This is a genomic window from Pseudomonas sp. 313, from assembly GCF_000316965.1.
Lineage (GTDB): Bacteria > Pseudomonadota > Gammaproteobacteria > Pseudomonadales > Pseudomonadaceae > Chryseomonas > Chryseomonas benzopyrenica.
In genome coordinates this window covers 210,814-233,838 of sequence record NZ_ANBZ01000072.1, presented here as the reverse complement: position 1 = coordinate 233,838, position 23,025 = coordinate 210,814, and the positions used below count along the sequence as shown (strand labels likewise).

The window sequence follows — 23,025 nt, the reverse complement described above, 5'->3', positions numbered from 1 at the left end:
ATGGACACCATCACCCTCTATCAATGGGGCGCCGATGGCGTCCTGGTTGGCTCCATCCAGGCCGACCCGATGGCAGGCATCCCCGAGCGCAGCACGCCGACCGCCCCGCCGAAGGTCAAGGCCGGCGCCGTGGTGGTCTGGACAGGATCCGGCTGGGCTGTGACCGATAAGGCCCCCGAGGCGCCGGTACCGTCCCAGGCGGAGCAGCTGGCTGCCATCGCTGCCAAGCGCTTCACCGTCGAAACTGGAGGCATCACCGTCCAGGGTCTGCCGATCGACACTTCGCGCGACAGCCAGAACCTGATCACCGGCGCTGCCCTGGCCGCAGACCGCGATCCGGCCTATAGCGTGAAGTGGAAGACCGCCGGCGGCTTTGTCGAGCTATCCGCCACACAGCTGCTGGCCCTGGCCGACGCCGTTCGCAAGCACGTCCAGGCCTGCTTCAACCGCGAGGCCGACCTGGCCGATGCGGTCGAAGACGGCACCTACCAGGCGACGATGCTCGAGCAAGGGTGGCCGGTATGAGCAAGGGCCACTTCGAGAGCCGCCCGGCCATGCGCCAGGTGGACCGCTGGACCTGGGAGCTGGTCGAGCCGCTGGTCTTCGTCGACCCGGTCTACGGCCGGATCGTCGTACCCGTTGGCGAGCGCAGCGACCTGGCATCGATCCGCTTTCTGCGCGAGGTCGCGCGCTGGGCTCTGATCCTGGCCATCCTGGCCTGGGTGGCCGGCGCCCTCTGCGCCCTGCTGCTGCCTCTGCGGGCGGCCGCGGATCCGCTGTTGTGGGCCAGCCTGGCCGCCACCGGCATCTATGCCGCCCTGGCCGGCTACGCCGTGCTGGCGGCCTTCGTCCACGACTTCCTCTACCGCACCGGCCAGCTGCCCCGGGCTGCGGCGGACGCGGTGCTGTACCGCGCCTGCCGGGCTGAGGGCGAAGCGCGCTGGCGGGCCTTCATTTTCTGGATCGGGCCACGCCTCGGCGGGGCCAGTCACTACCACACCGGCAGCAAGGGCTGATCATGGACTTCCACACGATACACACCGCCTACGGGCTCAAGCGCCTGGCCCAGGCCGAGGCTGCCGGCGTCGCCATCAACCTGACCCACGCCGCCGTGGGCGACGGCAATGGCAACCTGGTGACTCCGGCCGAGGGCATGACCCAGCTGGTGCGCGAGCGCTATCGCACCACCATCAACCGCGTCTACCAGGATCCGGACGATGCCCGGGGCTTCATCGCCGAGATCGTCATCCCTGCAGCTACCGGCGGCTTTACCCTCCGCGAGGTTGGCCTCTATGACGACCAGGGCAGCCTATTCGTGGTCGGCAACCTGCCGGACACCTACAAGCCGCTGGCCGGCGAGGGCGCCTACTCGGACGCCGTGCTGCGCGTGCAATTCCTGGTCTCGAATGCTTCGGTGATCACCCTGCAGGTGGATCCGAACCTGGCGGTGGCCAGCCACACCTGGGTGCTCAACACCTTCGCCAAGGCCCTGATCATTCCAGGCGGTACCGCGCGCCAGGTGCTGGCCAAGGTCACGAACACCGACGGCGACTACGCCTGGACCGATCCCACCGAGGCGAACGTCACCGTCCGCTCGATCGAGGAGATCCAGACCCTCGCCGCCAACCAGACCGTGGTCAACCTGGCCAAGACCACCACCGTAGGTCTGGCGGTCTACGTCGCCGGCAACCGCCTGCGCGCTGGCGAGGAGTGGAGCGCGACCAGCAGCACCGCGCTCAAGCTCACCAGCAGCTACGCCGCCGGCACCAAGATCGTCCTCGCTCAGAACGACCCTCTCGGCACCTTCTTTGATCCGCTGATGAAGACCCAGAACCTGGCTGACGTGCCGGACAAGGCCAAGGCCCGGGCCAACCTGGAGCTTTACAGCAAGAGCGAGGTGGACGCGCTGATCACCCGGGTACCGGCCGGCACGGTCGGCTACTTCGCCGGTACCACCGCCCCGGCCGGCTGGTTCAAGGCCAACGGCGCTGCGATCTCGCGCACCGCCTACGCCGATCTGTTCGCCGCCCTGGGCACCTATCACGGCGAGGGTGATGGCTTCACCACCTTCAACCTGCCGGATCTGCGCGGCGAATTCATCCGCTGCCTGGACGACGGCCGCGGCGTCGACAAGGGCCGCGGTATGGGGACGGCGCAGGCGAGCCAGAACCAGGAGCACGCTCACACCGGCAAGACCTCCCAGGCCGGCGCGCACTCGCACGTCTACTCCGACACCGATACCTACCTGACCAACTCGAGCGGCCTGTCCGGCGGCAACAACTTCACCGACCGCACGACCAACTACAACACCAGCACCAACGGCGACCACATCCACGTCGTCACCATTGACCCGAGCGGCGGCAGCGAGGCGCGCCCGCGCAACATCGCGCTGCTGGCCATCATCAAGTACTGAGGCAACCCATGGACAAGATCGTCTATCAAACCGACCAGGCTGGCTTCTACCAGGGCCAGACCTCCGCCGATGAGTCGCCGCTCGAGCCCGGCGTCTATCACCTGCCGGCGCGCTGCGTGGAAACGCCGCCGCCCGCCACCTGGGAGGACAGTCAGTGGCCGCGCTGGGATGGCACCGCCTGGCGTCTGGTCAACCGCCCGAAGGCCTTCGACGCCGAGGATCCGGTCGACAAGCTCAAGGCCTTTCTCGCCGCCAACCCGGACGTGGCCAGCCTCATCACCGCTGCCTGATTGTGTAGCAGCGCCCGCTACAAACCCCGCCCCGCGACCCGCGCGCGCGGATCCGCCAGCCTGTGCAGCGTCACCTACCCACCTGCGCAGGCTTACCCTCCATGGCTGACTTTCATCACGGCGTGCGTGTCCTCGAGCTCAATCAGGGCACCCGCTCCATTTCCACCGTTTCCACCGCCATCATCGGCATGGTTTGCACCGGCAGCGACGCCGATGCCACCACCTTCCCGCTCGACACGCCCGTCCTACTGACCAACGTCCAGGCGGCTGTCGGCAAAGCCGGCACCAAGGGCACTCTAGCCACCTCGCTACAGGCGATCGCCGACCAGTCCAAGCCCGTCGTGGTCGTGGTCCGAGTTGCGGACGGCGCCAGCGCGGCTGAGCTGCAGTCCAACCTGATCGGTGGCGTTTCCGCGGCCGGCAAGTACACCGGCATGAAGGCGCTGCTCGCCGCCAAAGCCCAGCTCGGCGTGACGCCGCGCATCCTGGGCATTCCCGGGCTCGACACCCAGGCCGTGACCACCGCCCTGCTGCCGATCGCCAAGCAGCTGCGCGCCTTCGTCTATGCCAGCTGCTACGGCTGCGCCACCAAGGAAGACGCGGTCGCCTACCGCAACCAGTTCACCGCCCGCGAGCTGATGCTCCACTGGCCGGACTTCCTGGCCTGGTCCACCGCCGACAACAAGACCGTCACCGCGGCCGCCACCGCCCGCGCCCTGGGCCTGCGCGCCAAGATCGACCAGGAGACTGGCTGGCACAAGACCCTGTCCAACGTCGCCGTGGCCGGCGTCACCGGCGTTTCCAAGGATGTCTTCTGGGACCTGCAGAACACCGCCACCGACAGCGATTACCTCAACAGCAACGAGGTCACCACGCTGATCAACCACGAGGGCTACCGCTTCTGGGGCTCGCGTACCTGCAGCGATGATCCGCTGTTCGCCTTCGAGAACTACACCCGCACCGCCCAGGTGCTGGCCGACACCATGGCCGAGGCGCATTTCTGGGCCGTGGACCGGCCGATGCACCCCAGCCTGGTGCGCGACATCGTCGAGGGCATCAACGCCAAATTCCGCGAGCTGACCCGCCAGGGCTACCTGTTGGGCGGCGAGTGCTGGTACGACGCCGACGCCAACGATGCCAGCACCCTCAAGGCCGGCAAGTTGTGGCTCGACTACGACTACACCCCCGTCCCGCCGCTGGAAGACATGACCCTGCGCCAGCGCATCACCGACCGCTACCTGGCCGACTTCGCGACTCGCGTAAACGCCTGATCCTGATCACCCGGCGCCCCTACGGGCGCCCATTGGAGAGCTGCCCCCATGGCCATGCCCCGCAAACTCAAGAACATGATGCTTTTCAACGACGGCCACTCCTACCTGGGCGTCGCCAAGTCCGTCACCCTGCCGACCCTCGGCCGCAAGATGGAAGCCTTCCGCGGCGCCGGCATGAACGGTCCCGTCAAGGCTGACCTGGGTATGTCCGACGACGGTATCCAGCTGGAATGGTCCCTCGGCGGCCTGGACCTCACCGTCCTAAAGCAATTCGGCGCCGTGGGCGCCGCAGCCGTGCCCCTGCGCTTCACCGGCAGCTACCAGCAGGACGACACCGGCGAAGAGACCGCCGTCGAGATCGTCGTCCGCGGCCGCCACGAATCCATCGAGATGGGTGAAGCCGCCGCCGGCGAGGACACCGAGCACAAGATCACCACCACCGGCAGCTACTACAAGCTGATCGTGGACGGCGAGACCGTGATCGAGATCGACCTCCTCAACTTCATCGAGAACGTCGGCGGCGAAGACCGTCTGGCCAAGCAGCGCGCCTCGCTCGGCATCTGATCCCTCCCCTTTTCCAGCCCGCTCCGGCGGGCAATCCCTAGCCTATTCCCTGGAGTACCACCATGAGCGACACCACCCACACCGTTCCTGCAGGCGACCACACCCACACCATCAACCTCGACCAGGCCGGCAGCCACAGCCACAACGCGCCGCAGCCGGTACCGGAAAACGTAGTCGTCTTGGACCAACCCATCGTCCGCGGCGCGACCACCATCGCCCAGATCGCCCTGCGCAAGCCCAACGCCGGCGCGCTGCGCGGCATCACCCTGTCCGACCTGCTGCAGATGGACGTCAACGCCATCGTCCGCGTGATCCCGCGCATCAGCACCCCGACCCTCACCGAGGCTGAGGTCCGCGCTATGGATCCAGCCGACCTGGTCGACGCCGGGAGTGTCGTCGCAAGTTTTTTGCTCAAGAAGTCCATGAAGGCGGATCTCTTCCCCGCCACGTAGAGGATGCGATGGCGGATCTCGCCATCACCTTCCACTGGCACCCCGCTCAGCTCGACCAGCTGAGCGTTTCCGAACTGATGGACTGGCGCGAACGCGCCCGCAAGCGAGTCTCCCCCGATGGCCAATGACCTGCAGATCCGTGTCCTCCTGTCCGCCCTGGACAAGGTCACGGCCCCGCTCAAACGCATCGCCGGGGGCGGCAACGCGACCGCCCGGGCGCTCAAGACTGCCCGGGACCGGGTCAAGGAGCTCAACCAGCAGCAGCAAGACATCAGCGCCTACCAGCGCCAGCGCGAGGCCGTGCGCCAGAGCGCCGAGGCCCTGGCCAAGGGCCAGGAGAAGCTGCGGTCCTACCGCGAGCAGCTCAAGGCCATGGACGCCCCGTCCGCGGCCTTCCAGAAGACCTTCGCCAACGCGGCCGCTGCCGTCGACAAGCTGCAGGCCAAGCACACCGCCCAGCGCACCGAGCTCCAGCGCCTGCTGCCGATCATGCGCGCCAGTGGTGTCGATACCCGCGACCTCGGCGGCGCCCAGGCGCGCCTGCAGGCGCAGATCACCAGCGCCAATGCCGCGATCGACACCCAGAAGAACAAGCTCGAGCGCCTCAATCGCACCCAGGAAAAGCTGGCCAACGCGCGCGGCAAGCTCAAGCGCGGCCAGGAGCTCGCCGGCAACGCCGCCATGGCCGGGGCCAGCTCGGCCGCAACCGGCGCCGCGATCGGCGGCCCGGTGCTGGGCATGATCAAGGCATTCGCCCCGGCCGAAGACGCGGCTACCCAGCTGCGCGCCTCGCTGATGCTGAGCGACGGCTCGGTCCCTGAATCCTTCAAGCAGATCTCCGACCTCGCCACGCGCCTGGGCGATCGCCTGCCCGGTACCACCGCCGAATTCCAGGAAATGATGACCATGCTGGTGCGCCAGGGGATGTCAGCCAAGACCATCCTCGGCGGCATGGGCGAGGCCGCGGCCTACCTGGGCGTCCAGCTCAAGATGCCGGTCACCGAGGCGGCTGAGTTCGCCGCCAAGATGCAGGACGCCACCCGCACCAGCGAGAAGGACCTCATGGGGCTGATGGACACCATCCAGCGCGGCTTCTACCTGGGCGTCAATTCCAACGACATGCTGGAGGGCTTCAGCAAGATCAGCCCGGCGCTGGACATCATCAAGAAGGAGGGCCTCGAGGCGGCCAATGCCCTTGCTCCCCTGCTGATTCAGCTCGACCAGAAAGCTATGGAAGGCGGCGCTGCAGGTAACGCGGTCCGAAAAATTCTGCAGATGGGTATGGCTACCGACAAGGTGGCCAAAGCCAACAAAGCGCTGGCCAAGCACAAGATCAAGCTGGATTTCACCGATGGTAAGGGTGAGTTCGGTGGCATCGAGAAACTCTATAGCCAGTTGGAGAAGCTAAAGAAGCTCGACACTGAAACCCGCCTGGGCATCACTAAAGAGATCTTCGGTGATGACGCAGAAACCCTGACGGCATTGAATACCTTCATGTCCAACGGCATAGCGGGCTACCGCGACGTCCAGGGCAAGATGAAGGCCCAGGCGGACCTGCAGATGCGCGTCAACGAGCAGCTCAAGACCGTGACCAACCTCTGGGATGCCGCGACAGGTAGCTTCACCAACGCTCAAGCTCAGTTCGGAGCGGCCGTCGCGCCTCAGCTCAAGGAAATCATCACCTGGCTGACCGATGCTGCTTCCGCCACGGGCGCATGGGCCGAGGCCAATCCCACGCTCGCCGGCAACCTGGTCAAGGTCGCCGCCGTGATCTCGGCCGTGTCGATCGCCTTCGGCACCGTCGCCCTGGGCGTCGCCGGCGTGCTCGGTCCCTTCCTCGCGCTGCGCTTCATGCTCGCCCAGGTCAACATCCGCTTGCCCAACCTCATCGGCCTGCTGTTCAACCTCGGCAAGAGCGCCCTGCCCCTGGTAGCTGCCGGCTTCCGGTTGCTCGGTGCCGCCGTGATGGCCAACCCCATCACCGCCATCATCTTCGGCCTGGTCACCGCCGGTACCCTGCTCTACACCAACTGGAGCACCATTGCGCCGCGGTTCAAAGGGATCTGGGAGGAGATGAAACTGGGCGCCAGTGGTGGTATTACCGGGATCGCCAAGCTGATCCTGGACTTCTCGCCGATCGGCCTCTTCTACCGCGCCTTCGCCGCGGTGATGACCTACTTCGGCGTCGAGCTGCCGTCCAAATTCACCGACCTTGGCGGCATGATGATGCAGGGCCTGGTTAACGGCATCACCAGCGGCCTGGGCGCGGTGAAAAACGCGGTGATGGGCGCTGGCGAGAGCGCGATCAACTTCTTCAAGGAGAAGCTCGACATCCACTCGCCCTCCCGCGTCTTCGCCTCCCTGGGTGAATTCACCATGCAGGGCCTGGCCATCGGCCTGGGCAAGGGGGAAGGCAGCCCGCTGTCCCAGATCGCCGACACCGCCAAACGCATCGCCAGCGCCGGCGCGGTCGCCCTGGGCATCGGTACTGCCGCCACTCCGGCGCTGGCCAACGGCATCACCTTCGACGACCGACCTGCGATGTCCGCCGCCGCGCCTGCTGCACCGGCGGGCGGCGACGTCTACAACATCACCATCAACGCGGGTGCCGGTACGGACGCCCAGGCGATCGCTCGCGAGGTCCAGGCCGCCCTGGCCCGCATCGAGAGCCAGAAGGCCGCCCGCAGCCGCAGCAGCCTCAAGGACAGGACCTGACCACCATGATGATGGCCCTCGGCAATTTCATCTTCAGCCTCTACACCCTCGCCTACCAGGAGCTCCAGCGGCAGACCGACTACCGCCACGCCACCAGCTCCCGCGTGGGCGCCGCGCCGGCGCGCCAGTTCCTGGGCAAGGGCGACGACAGCATCACCCTTCCCGGCTGGCTCGCCCCGGAGCTTGCCGGCACGCCCAGCAGCCTGGACGTGCTGCGCTACATGGCCGGCACCGGCGGCGCCTGGCCACTGATCGAGGGCAGCGGGCGGATCTACGGGCTCTGGGTCATCGAGAGCATCACCGAGACCAAGACGCTCTTCTTCCAGGACGGCACCCCGCGCCGCATCGAATTCAGCATCGCCCTCAAGCGCGTCGACGACGACACCGGCCGCGAGCTGCTCGGCGCCGGCATGGCCGGCATGGGCACCCTGCTGAGGAAACTGCTGTGATCCAGGAGCTGCTCGACACCGCCACCGGCCAGCTGCGCACCCTCGGCCGCGACCTGGTGCAGGGCGCGACCTATGCCCAGGCGCGCTACCAGATCCTGGTCGACGGCAAGGACATCAGCGCCCTCATCGCGCCGCGGCTGATCAGCCTGGATCTGACGGACAACCGCGGCCTCGAGGCCGACCAGCTGAGCCTGGTGCTGTCCGACCACGACGGCCTGCTGGCCATCCCGCCCCGGGGCGCCAAGATCCGCCTCTGGCTGGGCTGGTCCACCACGGGTCTGATCGACAAGGGCAGCTACATCGTCGACGAGACCGAGCACAGCGGCGCCCCTGACGTGCTCAGCATCCGCGCCCGCAGCGCCGACCTGCGCAAGGGCCTCAAGACCAAGCGGGACCAGAGCTACAGCGCCACCACCCTGGGCGCCGTGCTGCGCGTCCTGGCTGCGCGCCAAGGGCTTACCCCGCTCATCGCGCCCGACCTCGAGGCGCAGCAGGTCCTGCAGCTGGACCAGACCGGCGAATCGGACGCCAACCTGCTGACCCGCCTGGGCGAGGACTATGACGCGGTGGCCACCGTGAAAGCCGGCCGCCTGCTGTTCCTCCCGGCCGGCGGCGGCAAGGCGGTCAGCGGCGCCGACCTGGGCCACGTCACCCTCACCCGCAAGGACGGCGACCAGCACAGCTATCTGCAGGCCGATCGCGAGAGCTATGACGCCGTGCGCGCCTTCTACTACGACGTCAACAGCGCGAAGAAGAAGGAGGCCATCGCCGGCGGCGGCGAGAACGTGAAGGACCTGCGCCACACCTACGCCGACGAGCTCTCTGCGCTACGCGCCGCCCGGGCCGAGTGGAACCGCCTGCAGCGCGGTACTGCCACCCTCACCTACCAGCTCGCCTTGGGCCGGCCTGAGCTCATGCCCGAACTCACCTACACCCTGCAGGGCGTGAAGGCCGAGATCGACGCCATCATCTGGTACGGGGGGAACGTTCAGCACAGCCTCACCGCGGACGGCGGCTACACCACGCGCCTCGAGCTGGAAGCCAAGCTGCCAGAAGACCTAGTCGCCGACCTGGTCGACGAGATCCAGGGCGATTACACCGGCATCATCGCCTACTACCGCGATCCCAAGACTGGCAAGGAGCACACCCTCACCGAGGGCGACCAGAGCAAGCCGCGGCGGTTACGGCACCTGTACGCCACCAAGGCGACGGCGAAGCGTGCTGTGGACCGGGAGTGGAAGAAGCTGCAGGCAGAGAATGCTCAGAGCTGACTATGGCTTAGCGGTCCATGCACTCGGGCCATATCCCGAACCATGCGGTGCACACGCTCTTGATCCTGGTGGCGGAGCAGTCGAAATGCATTCAACAGGTCGACCTCCGATGCAGATGGCATGAGGATTAGAGATTGTCGGAAGGGGTTAACTAGATGTCTCTGGACTGCCGTTTCCATGTGATGCTTACCCAGCAATACTGTATCTCCATACAGTACATTTTGTGAGGTAGTTCGCCAACCCTGGATCAGCTGCAAATGCAAAAAGCCCGGCGTTAGGGCCGGGCTAGTGGGGCAATCATATGGCTTGAGCCGTGAAAACAGCTCCCATGGTAGGCGTCTTCACTCCGCTGAAAGAGACCGAACCATGTTGTTGGTCTTCACCCTTGAGGATGTCAGGAAGGTTAGGAAGCACGTCTTTAACTTGCAGATCAGGCGTTGTAGCCGCGAATACAGCGCTGACTGCCATGAGGATCGTCATACCGGATTTCGGAGTGCCATCCCCTGAGCCTACGACCATGACTTGCTTGATGACCCGGGACCCTTTCCCCAAGGTCGCAATAACGACATTGTGTGGTCCAACGGGGAGCTTCAGAACGTCATTCACAGCGCCTTCGCTGATCTCGGGCTTCCCGGCAGTGAAGCCAACCTGTGCGGTCTTTAATCGGCTATTGAGCCTCTTGACGAAGGTATCAACAGGTAGCTCAAGGCTTTTCTCATCTTCTGAGGTAGAGATAGGCATTTGCTTGGCAGCTTCAACTGGCATGCAAGGCAATACGCTTGCGGCCAGTACGAGGGACAGGCTGCCTGCCAGTCCAATTTTTTCAAGTCGGCGTTTGATGACACCCATATGCATCTTCATGGAACTGCTCCTTGGGAATCCATGATTCCTGGCCCCCATGGCCAGGGCCGGCAGGCCTTACGCCTTACCGGAATCCAGTGCGCCATCCGCTGCAGCCATAGCGAAAGCCATGCGGCGGACGGACTCTTTGTTGTACTCAGACATTCCTCGGACATAGAGGAGGATCTCAGCCTCTTCTGGGCCAAGCGCGTTTTCCGGGATAGCGCTCGCGCGTAGACCAGTTATGACGTAGCACACGTCAACGCCAGCGTTGTGAAGGGCCTGCAGGTACAGAGCATCAGGGCTCCGTTCATCCTTCTCATACTTCACTTGGGCGTTTGTCTTCACGCCGCCAAATTCGCCGAAAACCCCTTGGGACATGCCAAGGCGCTCGCGCTCCTCCTTCAACCGGCTCCCGATTGAACTCATTTGAATAAAACTACCCTGTTGACTTAACTCAATTGAGTGATAGAGTTCGCGTGACTTAACTCATTTGAACGAATTTGAACTATGACAGCGCTGCGCACACCGGCACAAGCACGTGAGGCCTTAGAGCGAGAGGGCAGGAGCATCGCCGACTTCTGTCGCGAGCATGAGCTCGACGCCTTCACCGTCTACCAGGTGCTGGCAGGCAAGAAGAAGGGGAAGCGAGGCATGGCCCACCGCGCGGCGGTACTACTGGGCATAAAAGACGGTGAGATAAACGTTGCTAAGCCGGAACAGTACGGGCCTGCGGCCCAGGGAGAAACTGGAAGATGAAACGCCCTGCCCTAGAAACCCGCCGCCAGGTCATCAGCGCTGTTATCTGCGCCTACCCTGGCGGCCGCGAGTGCGCCGCAGCCCGCCTCGGCTTGCCGCTCAAGAAGTTCGATAACCACGCCTACGAAACCGCTGGCTCCCGCCCGCTGAGTGATGCCCAGATCCTGCTGCTCGAGCAGGAAACCGGCACCACCCACCTGGTGGACTACCTGGCCTCTCAGTACGGCGGCTTTTTCGTCCGCCAGGCCGAGATCGGCGACCTGGACAACCTGGACCTCTACGCCCGCTCGGTGAAGACCGCCGTCAAGCGTGGCCTGGTGGACCAGATCATCGGCCAGGCGTTGGAGGACGGCGTCATCGATGCGAAGGAGATCGAGCAGATCCTCGGCGCGCATCGCCGGCATATGGCGGCACGCGAAGAAGAGGTCTGGGCGGTGATCACGCTGCATGCGGCCAAGGCAACGGATCCAAAACACTAGCCAGACGGCGAACCCTGAAAGCCTGCCAGGACAGTGGGCACGTAGTCGGCGCGGAGCGCCAGAAACCGGCTAGGCCGGAGCCGCCACAGGCGGCAGGGAAGATAGATGCGTTTGTTCAAGAAACAGAAGAAGGGGCAGTTCTGGTGCTGCTTCTGTGGTGCGCCCCTGGTCTGCCGGACCAGCTGGTTTGCCCACGTGTTCCTGCGGCAACAGGTTTTCCAGTGTCACTTCGCGCCCTGCAGCGCGTCGTTTTACGCCCATACCGAGCTGACCCACCTGGCCAGCCCGAGTGGATTGCCGAATGCGCCGGCTTGCGAATTGCCACCCAGCACCAGCCACCTCAACGCCATGGCGCAGAAGGTGTACGAGAACAACTTGGTCATCCGCGAAGAGCAGCTGAGCTTGCTCCAGGACGAGATCGACGAAGACCAGCAGCAGCAAGTCAGAGAGGACATCGCATCGTGACCACCACCAACCACCCCGCCGACTACCTCGACACCATGCAGGCTGCTGCCCTGGCCTACCTGCGCAACCACGAAGCCAAGCACCTTGGCCGCAGCCAGGCCCTGCAGGATGCCGCCGCCGCGCACCTGCAGCTGATGGGCGTGCCGCAGCACACCGCCGAGCGCCTGGTCACTCGCGCCAACGACCAACTCGAAGCCCTCAAGGGCCACCGCTTCCTGGACGTCGATGCCAGCACCGGCGACGTCGTTGTCCTGGTCAACCCGGCCACTGGCCTGCGCTACTGCATTCCGGTCGTGGAGATCTTCGACGCCCTGATCGACGAAGACCCCGGCACGCGACAGAACGCCTCCCGCTAAGCCCCTGAATACCTGATCCATGCCCGCCTAGCGTGGGTATGGGTGAACTGCGCCTTTTTGCAGCGAGAAACATCATGCCGAACACCCTTTCACTCCAGATCGAGCTGCCGCCGGCAGTCGCTGAGACCTACGCCCGCTGGCTCCAGGGCCGCGCCGACTACATCGTCAACCAGCACTGGAACGAGCCGCGCTACCTCCGGATCGAGGACACCGACAAGCGCCGCGCCGCCATCCTGCAGCGCTTCCCTTCCATGCTCGCCGCCCACCAGACCGCCGCCCAGATCCGCGCTCAGCTCGCCACCCAGGAGGCCAACTGATGCGCCGCCAACTCGACGTGACCCTCGCCCGCGACGCCGCCGGCTCTACCGTTGTATCGAACGATGGCGTCCTGGGCGTCATCGACTTCTGGACCCCCGCCGAGCTGCGCGAGCTCGCCCGCGCCTTGAATATCCTGGCCACCGACGCCGAACGCCATGAGGGCGGTAACCTGCGCCTTGTGCGCGACCTCGGTACCGGCCGCGCGGCGGAGTTCTGAGCATGTACCAGATGGATCACCAGCTCCGCGCCGACGTACTGCAGCGCCTCGAGGCTGACCTCGGCCTGCGGCACATCAACGGCACGGACTACATGCGTAAGGGCACCTGCCCGGCGTGCCACAAGACCGAGCTCTTCACCAGCCACGCCAACCCCTGGGTGGTGAAGTGCGGCCGCGAGGCGAAGTGTGGCCAGACCTGGCACGTCAAGGAGCTCTATAGCGACCTGTTCGAGGATTGGTCCGAGCGCTTCAAGCCCACCAACGACGCCCCGGCCGCCAGTGCCGATGGCTACCTCCAATTCGCCCGCGGCTTCGATCTGGGCCTGATCAAAGGCTGGTACACCCAGGAGAACTACTGGGACCGTGACCTCGGTATCGGCTCGGCCACCGTGCGCTTTGAAATGCCCGCCGGCGGCTACTGGGAACGGCTGATCGATCGCCCGAACCGCTTCGGCAGCAAGAAGGCCCGCTTCAAGCCGGCCTGGAGCTACAAGGGCAAGCTCTGGGTGCCGCCGACCGTCGACCTGCTGCAGGTCCAGGAGCTGTGGATCGTCGAGGGGATCTTCGACGCCATCGCCTTGCTGCATCACGGCATCCACGCCGTCTCCATGATGTCGAGCGCGCCCTTCCCCGAGGAAGCCCTCAAGGAACTGGCCCGTACCCGCGGCCCCAAGCTGCCGAAACTGGTCTGGGCCCTTGATAACGAGCCGACCGCCCGGGAGAACATCCGCAAGTGGGTACGCCTGGCCAAGGACCTTGGCTATCGCAACCAGGAAGCCGCTCAGATCCCGCAACCAGGTGGCCGCAAGGTCGACTGGAACGATCTGCACCAGCGCTGGATGTTCGAGAAAGAGGACAAGCGCAAAGATCGTATCGAGCGCGACCTGGAGATCGCCCACCACCAGGGCACCCTGCTGCTGGCCGATTCCCCCAAGGAGAAGGCGCTGCGGATCTACGGCTTCGAGGAAGCGAGCAGCGAGTTCTACTTCGACTTCGGCAACCGCATGTACTGGGCCAAGTTCGACCTCAGCAAGCTGGACGAAGAGCAGCGCGCCATCCTGGACAGCGACGAGCCCGAGGACCGGATGCTCAACGAGAACAGCGCCCGCCGCCGCGCTCTGGAGAACGTCTGCTCGCTCAAGCTGCTGGCCAACTGCAACTTCGAGACCCTCTACAAGCAGATCAGCGAATCCACCGGCGAGGCCTGGTACTACCTCCGCGTCAACCCGCCCCACGACGGCCCGGCCGAGAAGCTGGCCTTCACGCCCAAGCAGATGGCCTCGAGCGGTGAATTCAAGGCCAAGCTCTTGCACGCCGGTGCGACCTGGCTCGGTACCCAGAAGCACCTGGACCAGATCGTTATCACCCAAACCGAGGGAGTGAAGACCGTCGAGACCATCGACTTCATGGGCTACAGCAAGGACCACCAGGCCTACATCTTCAACGACATCGCCTGCCACAACGGCAACGTGGTCAAGGCCAACAGCGAGGACTATTTCGAGCTGGGCAAACGCCGGGTGAAGTCGCCGTCGCTCTTGAAGATCAAGGCGCAGCCCGATAGCACCGGCTACCGCGAAGACTGGTTGCCCAAGCTCTGGCTATGCTTCGGTGCCAAGGGGCTGATCACCCTCACCTACTGGTTCGGCTCCCTCTTCGCCGAGCAGATCCGCGGCCAGTACGAGAGCTTTCCCTTCCTGGAAGTAACCGGCGAGCCCGACGCCGGCAAGTCCACCCTGCTGGTCTTCATCTGGAAACTGTTCGGCCGCAACTACGAAGGTTTCGACCCGACCAAGGGCTCGGCCTCTGGCCGCAGCCGTGCCATGGGCCAGGTTGCCGGCATGCCGGTCGTGCTCCTCGAGGGCGACCGCAACAGCGATGCCGCCAACACCAAGAGCTTCGACTGGGACGAGCTGAAGGACTTCTTCGGCGGCGGTCTGCTGCGTACCCGCGGCGTCAAGAACAACACCAACGAAACCTATGAGCCGCCCTTCCGCGGGACCATCGTCATCAGCCAGAACGCGCCGGTGACAGGCCACGAAGCCATCCTCTCGCGGATCGTGAAGCTGCACTTCACCAAGCCCAAAATCACCGAGGCCAGCAGCGCGGCCGCGGACGCCATCAACCTGATGGAGATCGAGGAGCTGAGCCACTTCCTGGTCAAGGCCATCAAGGCCGAACCCCAGGTCATGGCCCTATTCGCCGAGCGCTATCCGCACCACCGCCAGCGGCTGCGCAAGATGAGCGCCCTGCGCTCGGCCCGGGTGGTGAAGAACCACGCCATGATCCTGGCCCTGGTGGACTGCCTGGCCCTGATCCTACCGCTGAGCGAGACCCAGCTGGCTGCCTGTGATCAGCAGCTGCTGCAGATGGCCATGGAGCGCCAAAGCGCGATCAGCGCCGACCCGGCCGAGCTGGACGAATTCTGGGCCGTGTACGACTACCTGGAATCGCGCGGCGACCACGCCATGGTCAACCACGCCAAGAAGCCCGACGAGCTGATCGCCATCAACCTCAACCAGTTCGCCGAGAAGGCCGCTGAGTTCAAGCAGAAGATCCCGGACCTCAACACCCTGCGCCGCATGCTGCCCGACTGCCGCCGGCACAAGCTCCTGGGCATCAACGTTTCCACGTCCAGCGCGATTCGCACCCGCGAAATGCTGCGCAACCCCCTGAGCGAGAAGAAAGAACCCAACGTGAAGTGCTGGCACTTCAAGCCCTGATCCGCCCACCCCAAGGAGAAACGCCATGCAGCAATACCACTACCGATCCACAGACCCTGCAGTCGTCGCCATCGTCCAGGACTGCTTCAACCAGCGCCAAGCCCTGCGGCTCGCTGCTGATCGTCTGGGCGAGGCCTTCGGCGGTGTGGTCGCCCTGCTGCGCTCCACGACCGACGTCATGCCCGGCGGCATAAAGCTCAAGGGAGGCCAGGAGCTGGACGTCCACTGGTGCCGACCTGATCAGTGGGGCTTCCGCCGCCTGCGCGTCAAGCCGAAGACGGCCAAGGGCATGCCCAAGGCGGAGCGCGAAGCCCTCCAGGTCGAGCACCAGCGTCTGGTCCAGCTGTGGCAGGAGCACTGTCCGGCGTCGCTCGACGTGCATGCGTTCTGGGATCGCCTGGGCGTGAACACCGGCAACCTGCTGCTCAGCGGCGGCCTGTTCTTCACCCAACACGGATCGGCCTACTTCTGCCTGGGCTTCTGCATCGACCAGGCCGAGCACCTGGCCAACGTCGCCGCCGGCAAGCCCAGCGCCGGTTGGATCGACGGCGCTGAGGAGATCCTGCCCAGCCACTACGACGCCGCCCGCCGCGATTACAACCGGGAGGCCGCATGAACGCCAAGCACCTGGATCTGGCTGCCCGCCGCGCGCGGTTTGAGGAAGTGGCTTTTCAGCAGGGCTTCACCGGGGAGAACGACCTCGATCACGTCGACGGCACCTATGTTCGCCGTTCGGTCCAGGTGCTCTGGGAGTTCTGGCAGAAGGCCGCTGAGACCGAACCTACCGGCCAGCAGCTCTACGCCGAGATCAAGAAAACCAGCCAATACGCCAACCAGCGCGACTGGCCAGGCTGGCCCACGCCTTTCCCGGTCGCGATCGTTCCAGGAGATCCCTGCGGCTATGTCGTGAAGGGCGGCGTCGGCGGCCAGTACCGCTTCGAGGACGTCCAGCTGTTCGTGATCGACGGCGAGAAGAAGGTCCGGATCCGCTGACGGGACGCCGGAAAGAAAGAGGCCTGGGGAGCGCCAACTCGCCCAGGCCGACCACCACCACTGGAGAAACATCATGCCTAACGTAAACCAGCGCAGTAGCAATGCTCAGCCTATCACGCTCCACCCGGCCCTGCTGCAACGCTGCCAGGCCACCGCCCTCCTGGGCGAGGCGGTCATCCGCTACCAGGTCAGCCGCTCCAGCGGCGATCGCATCCACCTCCTCGCCCTGGCCAGCATGGCCAACACCCTCGGCGCCCTGACCGCCGAGGACGCCGAGGTCATCGAAACCACCCTGGCCAAGCCGGCCCAGCAGCACACTGGAGCAAACGCATGAACCGCCGTATCGACATCGTCATCGACCTGGAGACCCTCGGCCAGGGCAACAACGCCCCAATCCTGTCCATCGGCGCCGTTGCCGTGACCGGTGCCGGCACCGCCGCTGCGGCGATCACCGACGAGTTCTACAGCCGCGTCGACCTGGAATCCGCCATCGCCCGCGGCGCCGTGCCTGACAGCGAAACCATCGAATGGTGGTGGCGGCAGTCGCCCGAGGCCCGGGCCGAGATCGACGGCAGCCGGGATCGGGACGACATCCGGGCCGCGCTGGTGCTCTTCTCCAACTGGCTGCTCCAGCAGTCTGAGCCTCAGCCCGACCAGGACGGCGGTCTCGCCGATGTCGAGCGGCGGATCTGGGGCAACAGCCCTAGTTTCGACTGCATCATCCTGGGCAATGCCTACCGCATCGGCGACAACCTGGTGCCCTGGCACCACCGCGAGGAGCGAGACCTGCGGACCCTGCTAGACCTGTACCCCGCCGCCAAGCTGCGCGACTTCGAGGGCATCCGCCACCACGCCCTGCACGACGCTCGCCATGAAGCCCACCAGCTGACCCAGGCCCTGTCCGTCCACGCCCTCCGCCTGGACTGCGCTAAGGCCGAAGCCAGCCGGGTGGCATCGCTGGAACATTCCTACGCGCAGCCTAACGGCCTGGAGGAAAAATGATTGAGCGGACAACAGGACCTAGAGACGAAGGGTCTGCCAGATGAAAGAGCTATCCAACCAAACTCCGTTATCGAGAGAAGCGGGGCAGATACGAATGACTTGCCCTGTTTGCGGCATCAAGTTCAAAAGAGCAACGAGCCACGTAGTAAGGGTGGCTGTCTCGACTTGCAGCAGAGCTTGTGCTGCCCAGGCTCGGATAATTCGCGTCTGTAAGCCTTGCGTGATTTGCGGAAAGGAAATGGAGCTGCAGCCCTCTGATATTGAGAAAATCACCACCTGTTCCAAAGAATGCTCTTTCGTGCGTAGGACCAAGGGAAAGGGCTACCCGATAAGTAAAGGAACGACAGCTGTATACAAAAAACACGTCCTTCGGATGAGGCAAATCGGGGTATGTAGCAACTGCGGGACAGTGCATGGCCCTTGGTCCCTCCGCAACTCTGCAATCAGTCTTGCTACTGGGTACCCTGAGATCGTCAATGCTGGGGAGTTGTGGTGCCGCTCCTGCCATCTGGCAGACGTAGCCGCATTAGGCTCCGAAGTGCGCGATGCACCTTATAGGCGAGAACTTCAGTCGATAGGAGGCGCTGCATGAATACGGTTCAGCCGCTGCAACTCCTCGAGGCCGAGGCACGCACCTGGATCCGCAAGGGCTACATTTCGCCCGAGCGGATACAAGAATTGACCGCCTTGATTTCCAGTAAACGTGGTGCCCAGGCGGCCGATAAACTCATCCAGGAGATGCGGCGGCAGTACGGTCGCCGCAAGGAGTGGCTGGAGCAATGACACCGGCGACCGGGATCCTGACCTTCCAGGATCTGCAATCAATCACCGGGTACAACCGGCGCGCGGACGTTGAGCGGATCCTGCTCGACCAGGGCGTCCGGATATTCAGGGGCCGCACAGGCCCCTGGACCACCCTCGAACTCATCAACCAGGCCGGTGGCGTCAAGCCGGCAAGCCAGGAGCGGTACGACGTCGACATCCTATGAGGCGAGCCAGGAAGCGAAAGCTCAATCCCCATATACCCAGCCACATCGACCAGGCCGCGCTACCCGCGGCCTGTTTCTTCGATCACCGTGGGCACGGCGTCTGGTACACCCTGCACCGAGACGAAGCCGGCCGGCAGCGCCGCAAGAACGTTGCACCGGCTACCGTCACCCTCGCCGAGCTGCACCGCATCATGGAAGAGCGCGATGGCGTCGATCGCGAGAGCCTCGACTACCTCTGCAGCCAGTACCATGCGAGCCCGCAGTTCAAGCAGCTCGCCACCAAGACCCAGGCCGACTACGACTACTGCCGGAAGGTCCTGGTCGGCATTCCCACCAAGCTGGGCAAGCCACTCGGCGCCCTCGCTGTCCGCAAGTTCACTCCAGCCCTGGTCCAGCGCCTGGTTGATCGGATCGCCGCGGAGGGCACGCCATCAAAGGCTGCCCATGCCCTGCGCTACCTGCGCCGCGTTCTGCAGTGGGGCCGCAACCGCGGCTACGTCGACGTCAACCCTGCCCTGGGCATCGAGGCGCCCACCGAGCGCAAGCAGCGGCGGCTGCCGGCACCAGAAGTGATGGACCTGCTGATCCAGCGAGCTCGCGAAATGGGACGTCTCAGCCGCGGCCAACCTGGCAGCTGCCCGGCCTACCTGTGGCTGGTGATGGAGCTGGCCTACCTCTGCCGTTTGCGCGGGATCGAGGTGGTGACCCTCACCGACGCCAACGAATTGCCCGAAGGCCTGCAGACCAACCGCCGCAAAGGTAGCCGCGACAACGTCGTCAGCTGGACGCCACGCCTGCGGGAGGCCTGGAATAGCGCCCGGGCATACCGCACCGCGATCTGGACGAAGAAATCCATCCCCACGCCTGCTGCGCCTGAGCGGCGCCCGGCGATCGTGGCCATTCACGGCGGCGCCCTGGTCAAGTCCAGCCTGGACAGCGCCTGGCAACGATTCATCACCACGGCGATCGCCGATGGCGTCATCCAGGCCGAGCAGCGCTTCGCCTTGCATGACCTCAAGCGCAAGGGCATCACCGACAGCCCTGGCACCCGCGCTGACAAGCAACAGGCCAGCGGCCACCGCTCGGCCGCGATGCTCGACATCTACGACCTCAGCGTCCCCGTCGTCACCCCTTCCGCCCTCTAAATCAGCACGTAACAAGCTAGCCCGGACCCGCAAGGGATCCGGGTTAAAGCCGTGCGCATGCGTAACAAGAAAAAGGCTAAGTGACTGAAAGACAAGGAAAGCCCAGCTTTCTTGTAATCAGTAGGTCCCGGGTTCGACTCCTGGTGCCGGCACCATCTTCTTCAAGGTCTTGGACAAGCCACCTCTGCCGTGGCTGCCCCCGTCCAGGACCTCTCCCCAATCCCGTTAGCCGCATCCGATCTTCGCTGGTGAAGACCGGATAGAGGCTTTGTAACCGTCATTCCCAGACCCTAGCCTCGGTAAACCGGCGGAGAGGTCTACCGCACGCCTCTCCGCCGGAATGTCCGTAGCTAGCGTCCCAGCCTGGCGCCGTAGGTCCGTGAGAGCGCGGCCAGCGAATAGTTCGCGCGCATGAAAGCCTGGGCGTTCGTCGCGCGTCGCTGGGCCTCCGGGCGATCCTCATGGAGGCGGCGCAGCTGGGCCGCTGCCGCGGCGATGGAAGGACTGCCCCAGACGGCACCCGCCACCAGGGTCGGCATTTCGCCCTCCTCGACCGGCACCTCCTCGACCGCGACCAGGAAGCTGGTGGCGTCGCTGCAGAAATCCCGGGGTCCGGAATAGTCGGACACGACGGTGGGCTTGCCCAGCAACATGGCATGGGCGATGCCGTAGCCGAAGCCTTCCGACTTGTGCAGCGAGACGAAGGCATCGCAGCTGTCGAGCAGACCCCAGTAATGGCTGGCGGAGAGGTCATGGTCGAGGATGCTGATGCGCTCGTCGCCGCCGATGGCCTCCAGCACCCGGTCCCAGTAGCCGCCCTTGTTGCACCAGTGCTCGAAGTCGACGTTCCTGATCTTGAGCACCAGCTTCACGCCCTCCTCAGAGGGGAAGGCGGCCTTGAAGGCCTGCACCACGGAGAGCGGATTCTTTCTGGGTATCGAGCTGTGGAAGTCACCGATCGAGAGAAAGACGAAGTCCTCTTCGGCCAGGCCGATGGCTTTTCGCTCGAACGGCTCGAAGGCTACCGGTACGGCAATCCCCTTGCCGACGTTGATGATGGGCGTGGTGGTGACACGGGCATAGATGTCCTGCAGATACTCCGTAGGGACCCAGATCTCATCCATCAGGTCCAGGCCCAGGCCATGGCTGAGCGGCGGACTGGAGGTCTCCCAGAGGAAGAAGCCGATCTTGTGGGCCTTTTCCAGCAGATCCGCCGGCAAGCGCGAGCACTCGTAGGGAATCCGATCAGCATTGACGTGAAAGATGATCACCGGCCGCTCGACCTCGGTAGCCTCGCGGCACTGCTCTCCGCCCAGCTCGAGTTCGTCCTTGTCGACGGAGACGATGGCCGGTCTGATGCCGAGTCCCTTCAGCGCCTCGACGGTCATGCGCAGATTGGCCCCCAGTCCGGTCTGGGAGGTATGGCCGATGACGAAGACCTTGTTTTCCAGGGGGCAGGTGCCTTCGATCAGGGCCCGCAACCGCTCGGACAGACGACCATTATCCTGTGCGCCCTCACCTGGTTGCAGGATCTGCAACTGTGGATAGCGCCGGTACAACACGTCCGCCAGCCACTGTCTGGCCACCTCGGAGCTGGGCTCGTAGCCCAGCAAGGCCTTGGCCATGACCCATTCGGCCCGACCCAGGCCATCACCGACATCGCCCCGCCAGTAATCGAGCCAGGCGCCAGGCAGCAGATCGACGTGAAAGCCGGAGGCGCAGCAGAAAAAGACCTTGTTGAAGGTGAATTCCACATAGCGGGCGGCCGAGACCTCGCGGACACCGGCATCGCGTAGCTCCTCGTCCAGGGCGATCCGCCAATACCAGTTGATGTCGAAGGGCAACCGGGAGGAATCCGGATGGCGCGCCTGCAGCGGTCGGATCAGGCGCTCACCGCACAGCCTCAGGAAGGCCGCGGATCCGGCATTGGGTGAAGAGATCAGGCGATACAGGAGGTGCAGGTACTGGGGCCGGGAGAACAGGCTGTCCTTGTCCGCCTCATGCTTCTTCCAGAACAGGAACACCAGCCTGGAGACGAACTGCTCGGTCACTTCGTCGCTGAAGGCGCAGCCCTGGAGATAGTCGATCAGTCCGGCGGACACCGGAAACACCGTGCTGGCCTGCCACTGCTCGCGGAATTCATTGACATACCAGCTCACCAGTTCGGTGCGGCCCCTGAGTGATTGCAGATTTGCCGCCTGGCCAAAGCGCTTGTAATGGACGTGCTCCATGTACTTGGAAATGTAGGCATGGCTGCCGTCGTCCATCCGACTCAGGATCGAATCCTGCTTGAGCACGGCAGCCGCATTGGACCGAATCAGGGCATCCCACAGGGGCGTGTGGTAGATGGTTGCCTTTTTCAGCAAGGCCTCGTAGGGCGTGATGGTTGTTTTGAGAAAAGGCAGGGAACAGCCATTCGCCACGATCTGCGGCAATTTCGACGGGCTCGCGCCAGCCAACTGGGGAATTTGAAAGACCAGGCTGTACGGTGCCCCGGCCGTTTCCATATGGCGGATCTCGCCGCCGAATTCCAGGCTCAGGGAAACGGCCAGGTAGGGATTGCGAATATCCACCGCCCAGCCGATCACGGCATTGTCTTCCGCAAGGGTGAAGCAACCCAGGACCGGCGCCGTCGTCCAGTCCTGGAGCAGCAGCGTCAGCTGCTGTGAATCGCCCAGGTTGGTCGTGCGCGTCAGGCAGAACAGCAGGCGTTCCCAGTTGGTCGTCAGGCCATCGGCGGCCAGCGCCAGGCTGACCAGCGCCTGGGGCAGGCGACCGAAATCCAGCTTGCGACCGAGGAATTCTTCGGCGTAGAGAATGGAAAGGACCCACTCGAAAACGCTCTTTTCCAGCAGGAAGGCGATGGCGGTCCGGGCTTCCTCGGCATTGGGCAGGCGCCCCAGCAGCTGCGTGTAGCAGTTGCGGATCAGGGTCACCTTGCGCAACTCCTCAGGCAAGATGTCGCTGCCGGATAGCTCGTAAAGTCCCGTGTCCTGCATGCAGGTCAGGGCATCTTCCAGGTTGGCGATGACCGGGCTGTTGGTCAGCTCGTACTGGCTATCCCTGACCACTACCCTGATGGGCTCGAAGGATTTCAGACTGGGCAAGTCGAGGATGAAGCCCTGGCAGCCATCGCTGCCGAGGATGGTCTTCAGATCGGCTCTGAAGCGGTTCGCTACCGCGGACGCGATGATCTTGCCGGACTGGATCGCCACGACCTTGACCCGCTCCAGGGGGGCGCCCTTGTCGTAGGCCCAGCCCTCTATGCGCTTGGTGGCGCTGGTGTCGACGCACCCGATGAACGTGGTTTCCATGTT

Annotated in this window: 28 protein-coding genes; 25 read left to right on the top strand and 3 right to left on the bottom strand. The window is 64.5% G+C overall.

The window, feature by feature from the left end:
• The 11 genes from C722_RS25095 (at position 1) to C722_RS0116975 (ending at position 9,425) form a co-directional block, all read left to right on the top strand.
• Positions 1 to 525 (top strand): DUF4376 domain-containing protein, encoded by a 525-nt coding sequence (locus C722_RS25095; protein ID WP_017641670.1) that lies wholly within the window; start codon positions 1 to 3, stop codon positions 523 to 525.
• Entirely contained in the window at positions 522 to 1,016 is a 495-nt protein-coding gene (locus C722_RS25485; protein WP_017641669.1) for a DUF1353 domain-containing protein, read from the top strand. Before C722_RS25095 ends, C722_RS25485 begins: the two co-directional genes overlap by 4 nt.
• Positions 1,017 to 1,018: 2 nt before the next feature.
• The gene (locus C722_RS0117015; RefSeq protein WP_017641668.1) at positions 1,019 to 2,413 is read left to right on the top strand and encodes a phage tail protein; all 1,395 of its coding nucleotides are present in this window, start codon (positions 1,019 to 1,021) and stop codon (positions 2,411 to 2,413) included.
• A gap of 8 nt (positions 2,414 to 2,421) precedes the next feature.
• A complete protein-coding gene (locus tag C722_RS0117010; protein ID WP_017641667.1) occupies positions 2,422 to 2,703 on the top strand; it encodes a hypothetical protein in 282 nt (93 codons plus the stop codon).
• Between the two features lie 101 nt (positions 2,704 to 2,804).
• Complete coding sequence (locus C722_RS0117005; RefSeq protein ID WP_017641666.1) at positions 2,805 to 3,974, top strand: phage tail sheath protein; 1,170 nt, start codon at positions 2,805 to 2,807, stop codon at positions 3,972 to 3,974.
• A 48-nt stretch (positions 3,975 to 4,022) separates the two neighbouring features.
• Positions 4,023 to 4,538, top strand: coding sequence for a phage major tail tube protein (locus C722_RS0117000; protein ID WP_017641665.1), 516 nt, complete (start codon positions 4,023 to 4,025; stop codon positions 4,536 to 4,538).
• 62 nt (positions 4,539 to 4,600) lie between these two features.
• On the top strand, positions 4,601 to 4,990 hold the full coding sequence (locus C722_RS0116995; RefSeq protein WP_017641664.1) for a phage tail assembly protein: 390 nt from the start codon (positions 4,601 to 4,603) through the stop codon (positions 4,988 to 4,990).
• 8 nt (positions 4,991 to 4,998) lie between these two features.
• Complete coding sequence (locus tag C722_RS25890; protein ID WP_017640277.1) at positions 4,999 to 5,118, top strand: GpE family phage tail protein; 120 nt, start codon at positions 4,999 to 5,001, stop codon at positions 5,116 to 5,118.
• Positions 5,108 to 7,705 carry a phage tail tape measure protein gene (locus tag C722_RS0116985; RefSeq protein ID WP_017641663.1) on the top strand — a complete coding sequence of 866 codons (2,598 nt, stop codon included), beginning with the start codon at positions 5,108 to 5,110 and terminating at the stop codon, positions 7,703 to 7,705. Before C722_RS25890 ends, C722_RS0116985 begins: the two co-directional genes overlap by 11 nt.
• A 5-nt stretch (positions 7,706 to 7,710) precedes the next feature.
• Complete coding sequence (locus C722_RS0116980; RefSeq protein WP_017641662.1) at positions 7,711 to 8,154, top strand: phage tail protein; 444 nt, start codon at positions 7,711 to 7,713, stop codon at positions 8,152 to 8,154.
• Positions 8,151 to 9,425, top strand: a complete 1,275-nt coding sequence (locus C722_RS0116975) for a phage late control D family protein (RefSeq protein WP_017641661.1) — start codon at positions 8,151 to 8,153, stop codon at positions 9,423 to 9,425. Before C722_RS0116980 ends, C722_RS0116975 begins: the two co-directional genes overlap by 4 nt.
• Before the next feature lie 297 nt (positions 9,426 to 9,722).
• On the opposite strand, the gene C722_RS0116970 is transcribed toward C722_RS0116975, so the two are convergent.
• Both C722_RS0116970 and C722_RS0116965 read right to left on the bottom strand, forming a co-directional pair.
• Positions 9,723 to 10,286 (bottom strand): hypothetical protein, encoded by a 564-nt coding sequence (locus tag C722_RS0116970; protein ID WP_017641660.1) that lies wholly within the window; start codon positions 10,284 to 10,286, stop codon positions 9,723 to 9,725.
• Positions 10,287 to 10,343: 57 nt separating this feature from the next.
• Entirely contained in the window at positions 10,344 to 10,673 is a 330-nt protein-coding gene (locus C722_RS0116965; RefSeq protein ID WP_256204542.1) for a helix-turn-helix domain-containing protein, read from the bottom strand.
• 102 nt (positions 10,674 to 10,775) lie between these two features.
• Between C722_RS0116965 and C722_RS25085 the strand changes: the two genes are divergently transcribed.
• The 14 genes from C722_RS25085 to xerC all read left to right on the top strand — a co-directional run bounded on the left by C722_RS25085 (position 10,776) and on the right by xerC (position 19,708).
• The gene (locus C722_RS25085) at positions 10,776 to 11,024 is read left to right on the top strand and encodes a hypothetical protein (protein ID WP_017641658.1); all 249 of its coding nucleotides are present in this window, start codon (positions 10,776 to 10,778) and stop codon (positions 11,022 to 11,024) included.
• Entirely contained in the window at positions 11,021 to 11,503 is a 483-nt protein-coding gene (locus C722_RS0116955) for a YmfL family putative regulatory protein (RefSeq protein ID WP_017641657.1), read from the top strand. Before C722_RS25085 ends, C722_RS0116955 begins: the two co-directional genes overlap by 4 nt.
• Positions 11,504 to 11,608: 105 nt before the next feature.
• The gene (locus C722_RS0116950; RefSeq protein ID WP_017641656.1) at positions 11,609 to 11,968 is read left to right on the top strand and encodes a hypothetical protein; all 360 of its coding nucleotides are present in this window, start codon (positions 11,609 to 11,611) and stop codon (positions 11,966 to 11,968) included.
• Positions 11,965 to 12,324, top strand: coding sequence for a hypothetical protein (locus C722_RS25080; protein ID WP_017641655.1), 360 nt, complete (start codon positions 11,965 to 11,967; stop codon positions 12,322 to 12,324). The genes C722_RS0116950 and C722_RS25080 overlap by 4 nt, the downstream gene beginning before the upstream one ends.
• 74 nt (positions 12,325 to 12,398) lie before the next feature.
• The gene (locus tag C722_RS0116940) at positions 12,399 to 12,641 is read left to right on the top strand and encodes a hypothetical protein (RefSeq protein WP_017641654.1); all 243 of its coding nucleotides are present in this window, start codon (positions 12,399 to 12,401) and stop codon (positions 12,639 to 12,641) included.
• On the top strand, positions 12,641 to 12,859 hold the full coding sequence (locus C722_RS0116935) for a hypothetical protein (protein WP_017641653.1): 219 nt from the start codon (positions 12,641 to 12,643) through the stop codon (positions 12,857 to 12,859). The genes C722_RS0116940 and C722_RS0116935 overlap by 1 nt, the downstream gene beginning before the upstream one ends.
• A 2-nt stretch (positions 12,860 to 12,861) precedes the next feature.
• Complete coding sequence (locus C722_RS0116930; RefSeq protein WP_017641652.1) at positions 12,862 to 15,579, top strand: toprim domain-containing protein; 2,718 nt, start codon at positions 12,862 to 12,864, stop codon at positions 15,577 to 15,579.
• A 25-nt stretch (positions 15,580 to 15,604) separates the two neighbouring features.
• Positions 15,605 to 16,195 (top strand): hypothetical protein, encoded by a 591-nt coding sequence (locus tag C722_RS0116925; RefSeq protein ID WP_017641651.1) that lies wholly within the window; start codon positions 15,605 to 15,607, stop codon positions 16,193 to 16,195.
• Entirely contained in the window at positions 16,192 to 16,572 is a 381-nt protein-coding gene (locus C722_RS25075; protein ID WP_017641650.1) for a hypothetical protein, read from the top strand. Before C722_RS0116925 ends, C722_RS25075 begins: the two co-directional genes overlap by 4 nt.
• Positions 16,573 to 16,645: 73 nt before the next feature.
• The gene (locus tag C722_RS0116915; RefSeq protein WP_017641649.1) at positions 16,646 to 16,906 is read left to right on the top strand and encodes a hypothetical protein; all 261 of its coding nucleotides are present in this window, start codon (positions 16,646 to 16,648) and stop codon (positions 16,904 to 16,906) included.
• Positions 16,903 to 17,574, top strand: a complete 672-nt coding sequence (locus C722_RS25070; protein WP_017641648.1) for a 3'-5' exonuclease — start codon at positions 16,903 to 16,905, stop codon at positions 17,572 to 17,574. The genes C722_RS0116915 and C722_RS25070 overlap by 4 nt, the downstream gene beginning before the upstream one ends.
• 588 nt (positions 17,575 to 18,162) lie before the next feature.
• Complete coding sequence (locus tag C722_RS0116905; RefSeq protein ID WP_017641647.1) at positions 18,163 to 18,357, top strand: hypothetical protein; 195 nt, start codon at positions 18,163 to 18,165, stop codon at positions 18,355 to 18,357.
• Positions 18,354 to 18,563, top strand: coding sequence for a hypothetical protein (locus C722_RS0116900; protein WP_017641646.1), 210 nt, complete (start codon positions 18,354 to 18,356; stop codon positions 18,561 to 18,563). The genes C722_RS0116905 and C722_RS0116900 overlap by 4 nt, the downstream gene beginning before the upstream one ends.
• On the top strand, positions 18,560 to 19,708 hold the full coding sequence (gene xerC, locus C722_RS0116895) for a tyrosine recombinase XerC (RefSeq protein WP_017641645.1): 1,149 nt from the start codon (positions 18,560 to 18,562) through the stop codon (positions 19,706 to 19,708). The genes C722_RS0116900 and xerC overlap by 4 nt, the downstream gene beginning before the upstream one ends.
• A gap of 350 nt (positions 19,709 to 20,058) precedes the next feature.
• Here the strand turns inward: xerC and C722_RS0116890 are convergent, their stop codons facing one another.
• Positions 20,059 to 23,022 carry a glycosyltransferase gene (locus C722_RS0116890; protein WP_017641644.1) on the bottom strand — a complete coding sequence of 988 codons (2,964 nt, stop codon included), beginning with the start codon at positions 23,020 to 23,022 and terminating at the stop codon, positions 20,059 to 20,061.
• Positions 23,023 to 23,025: the final 3 nt, after the last annotated feature.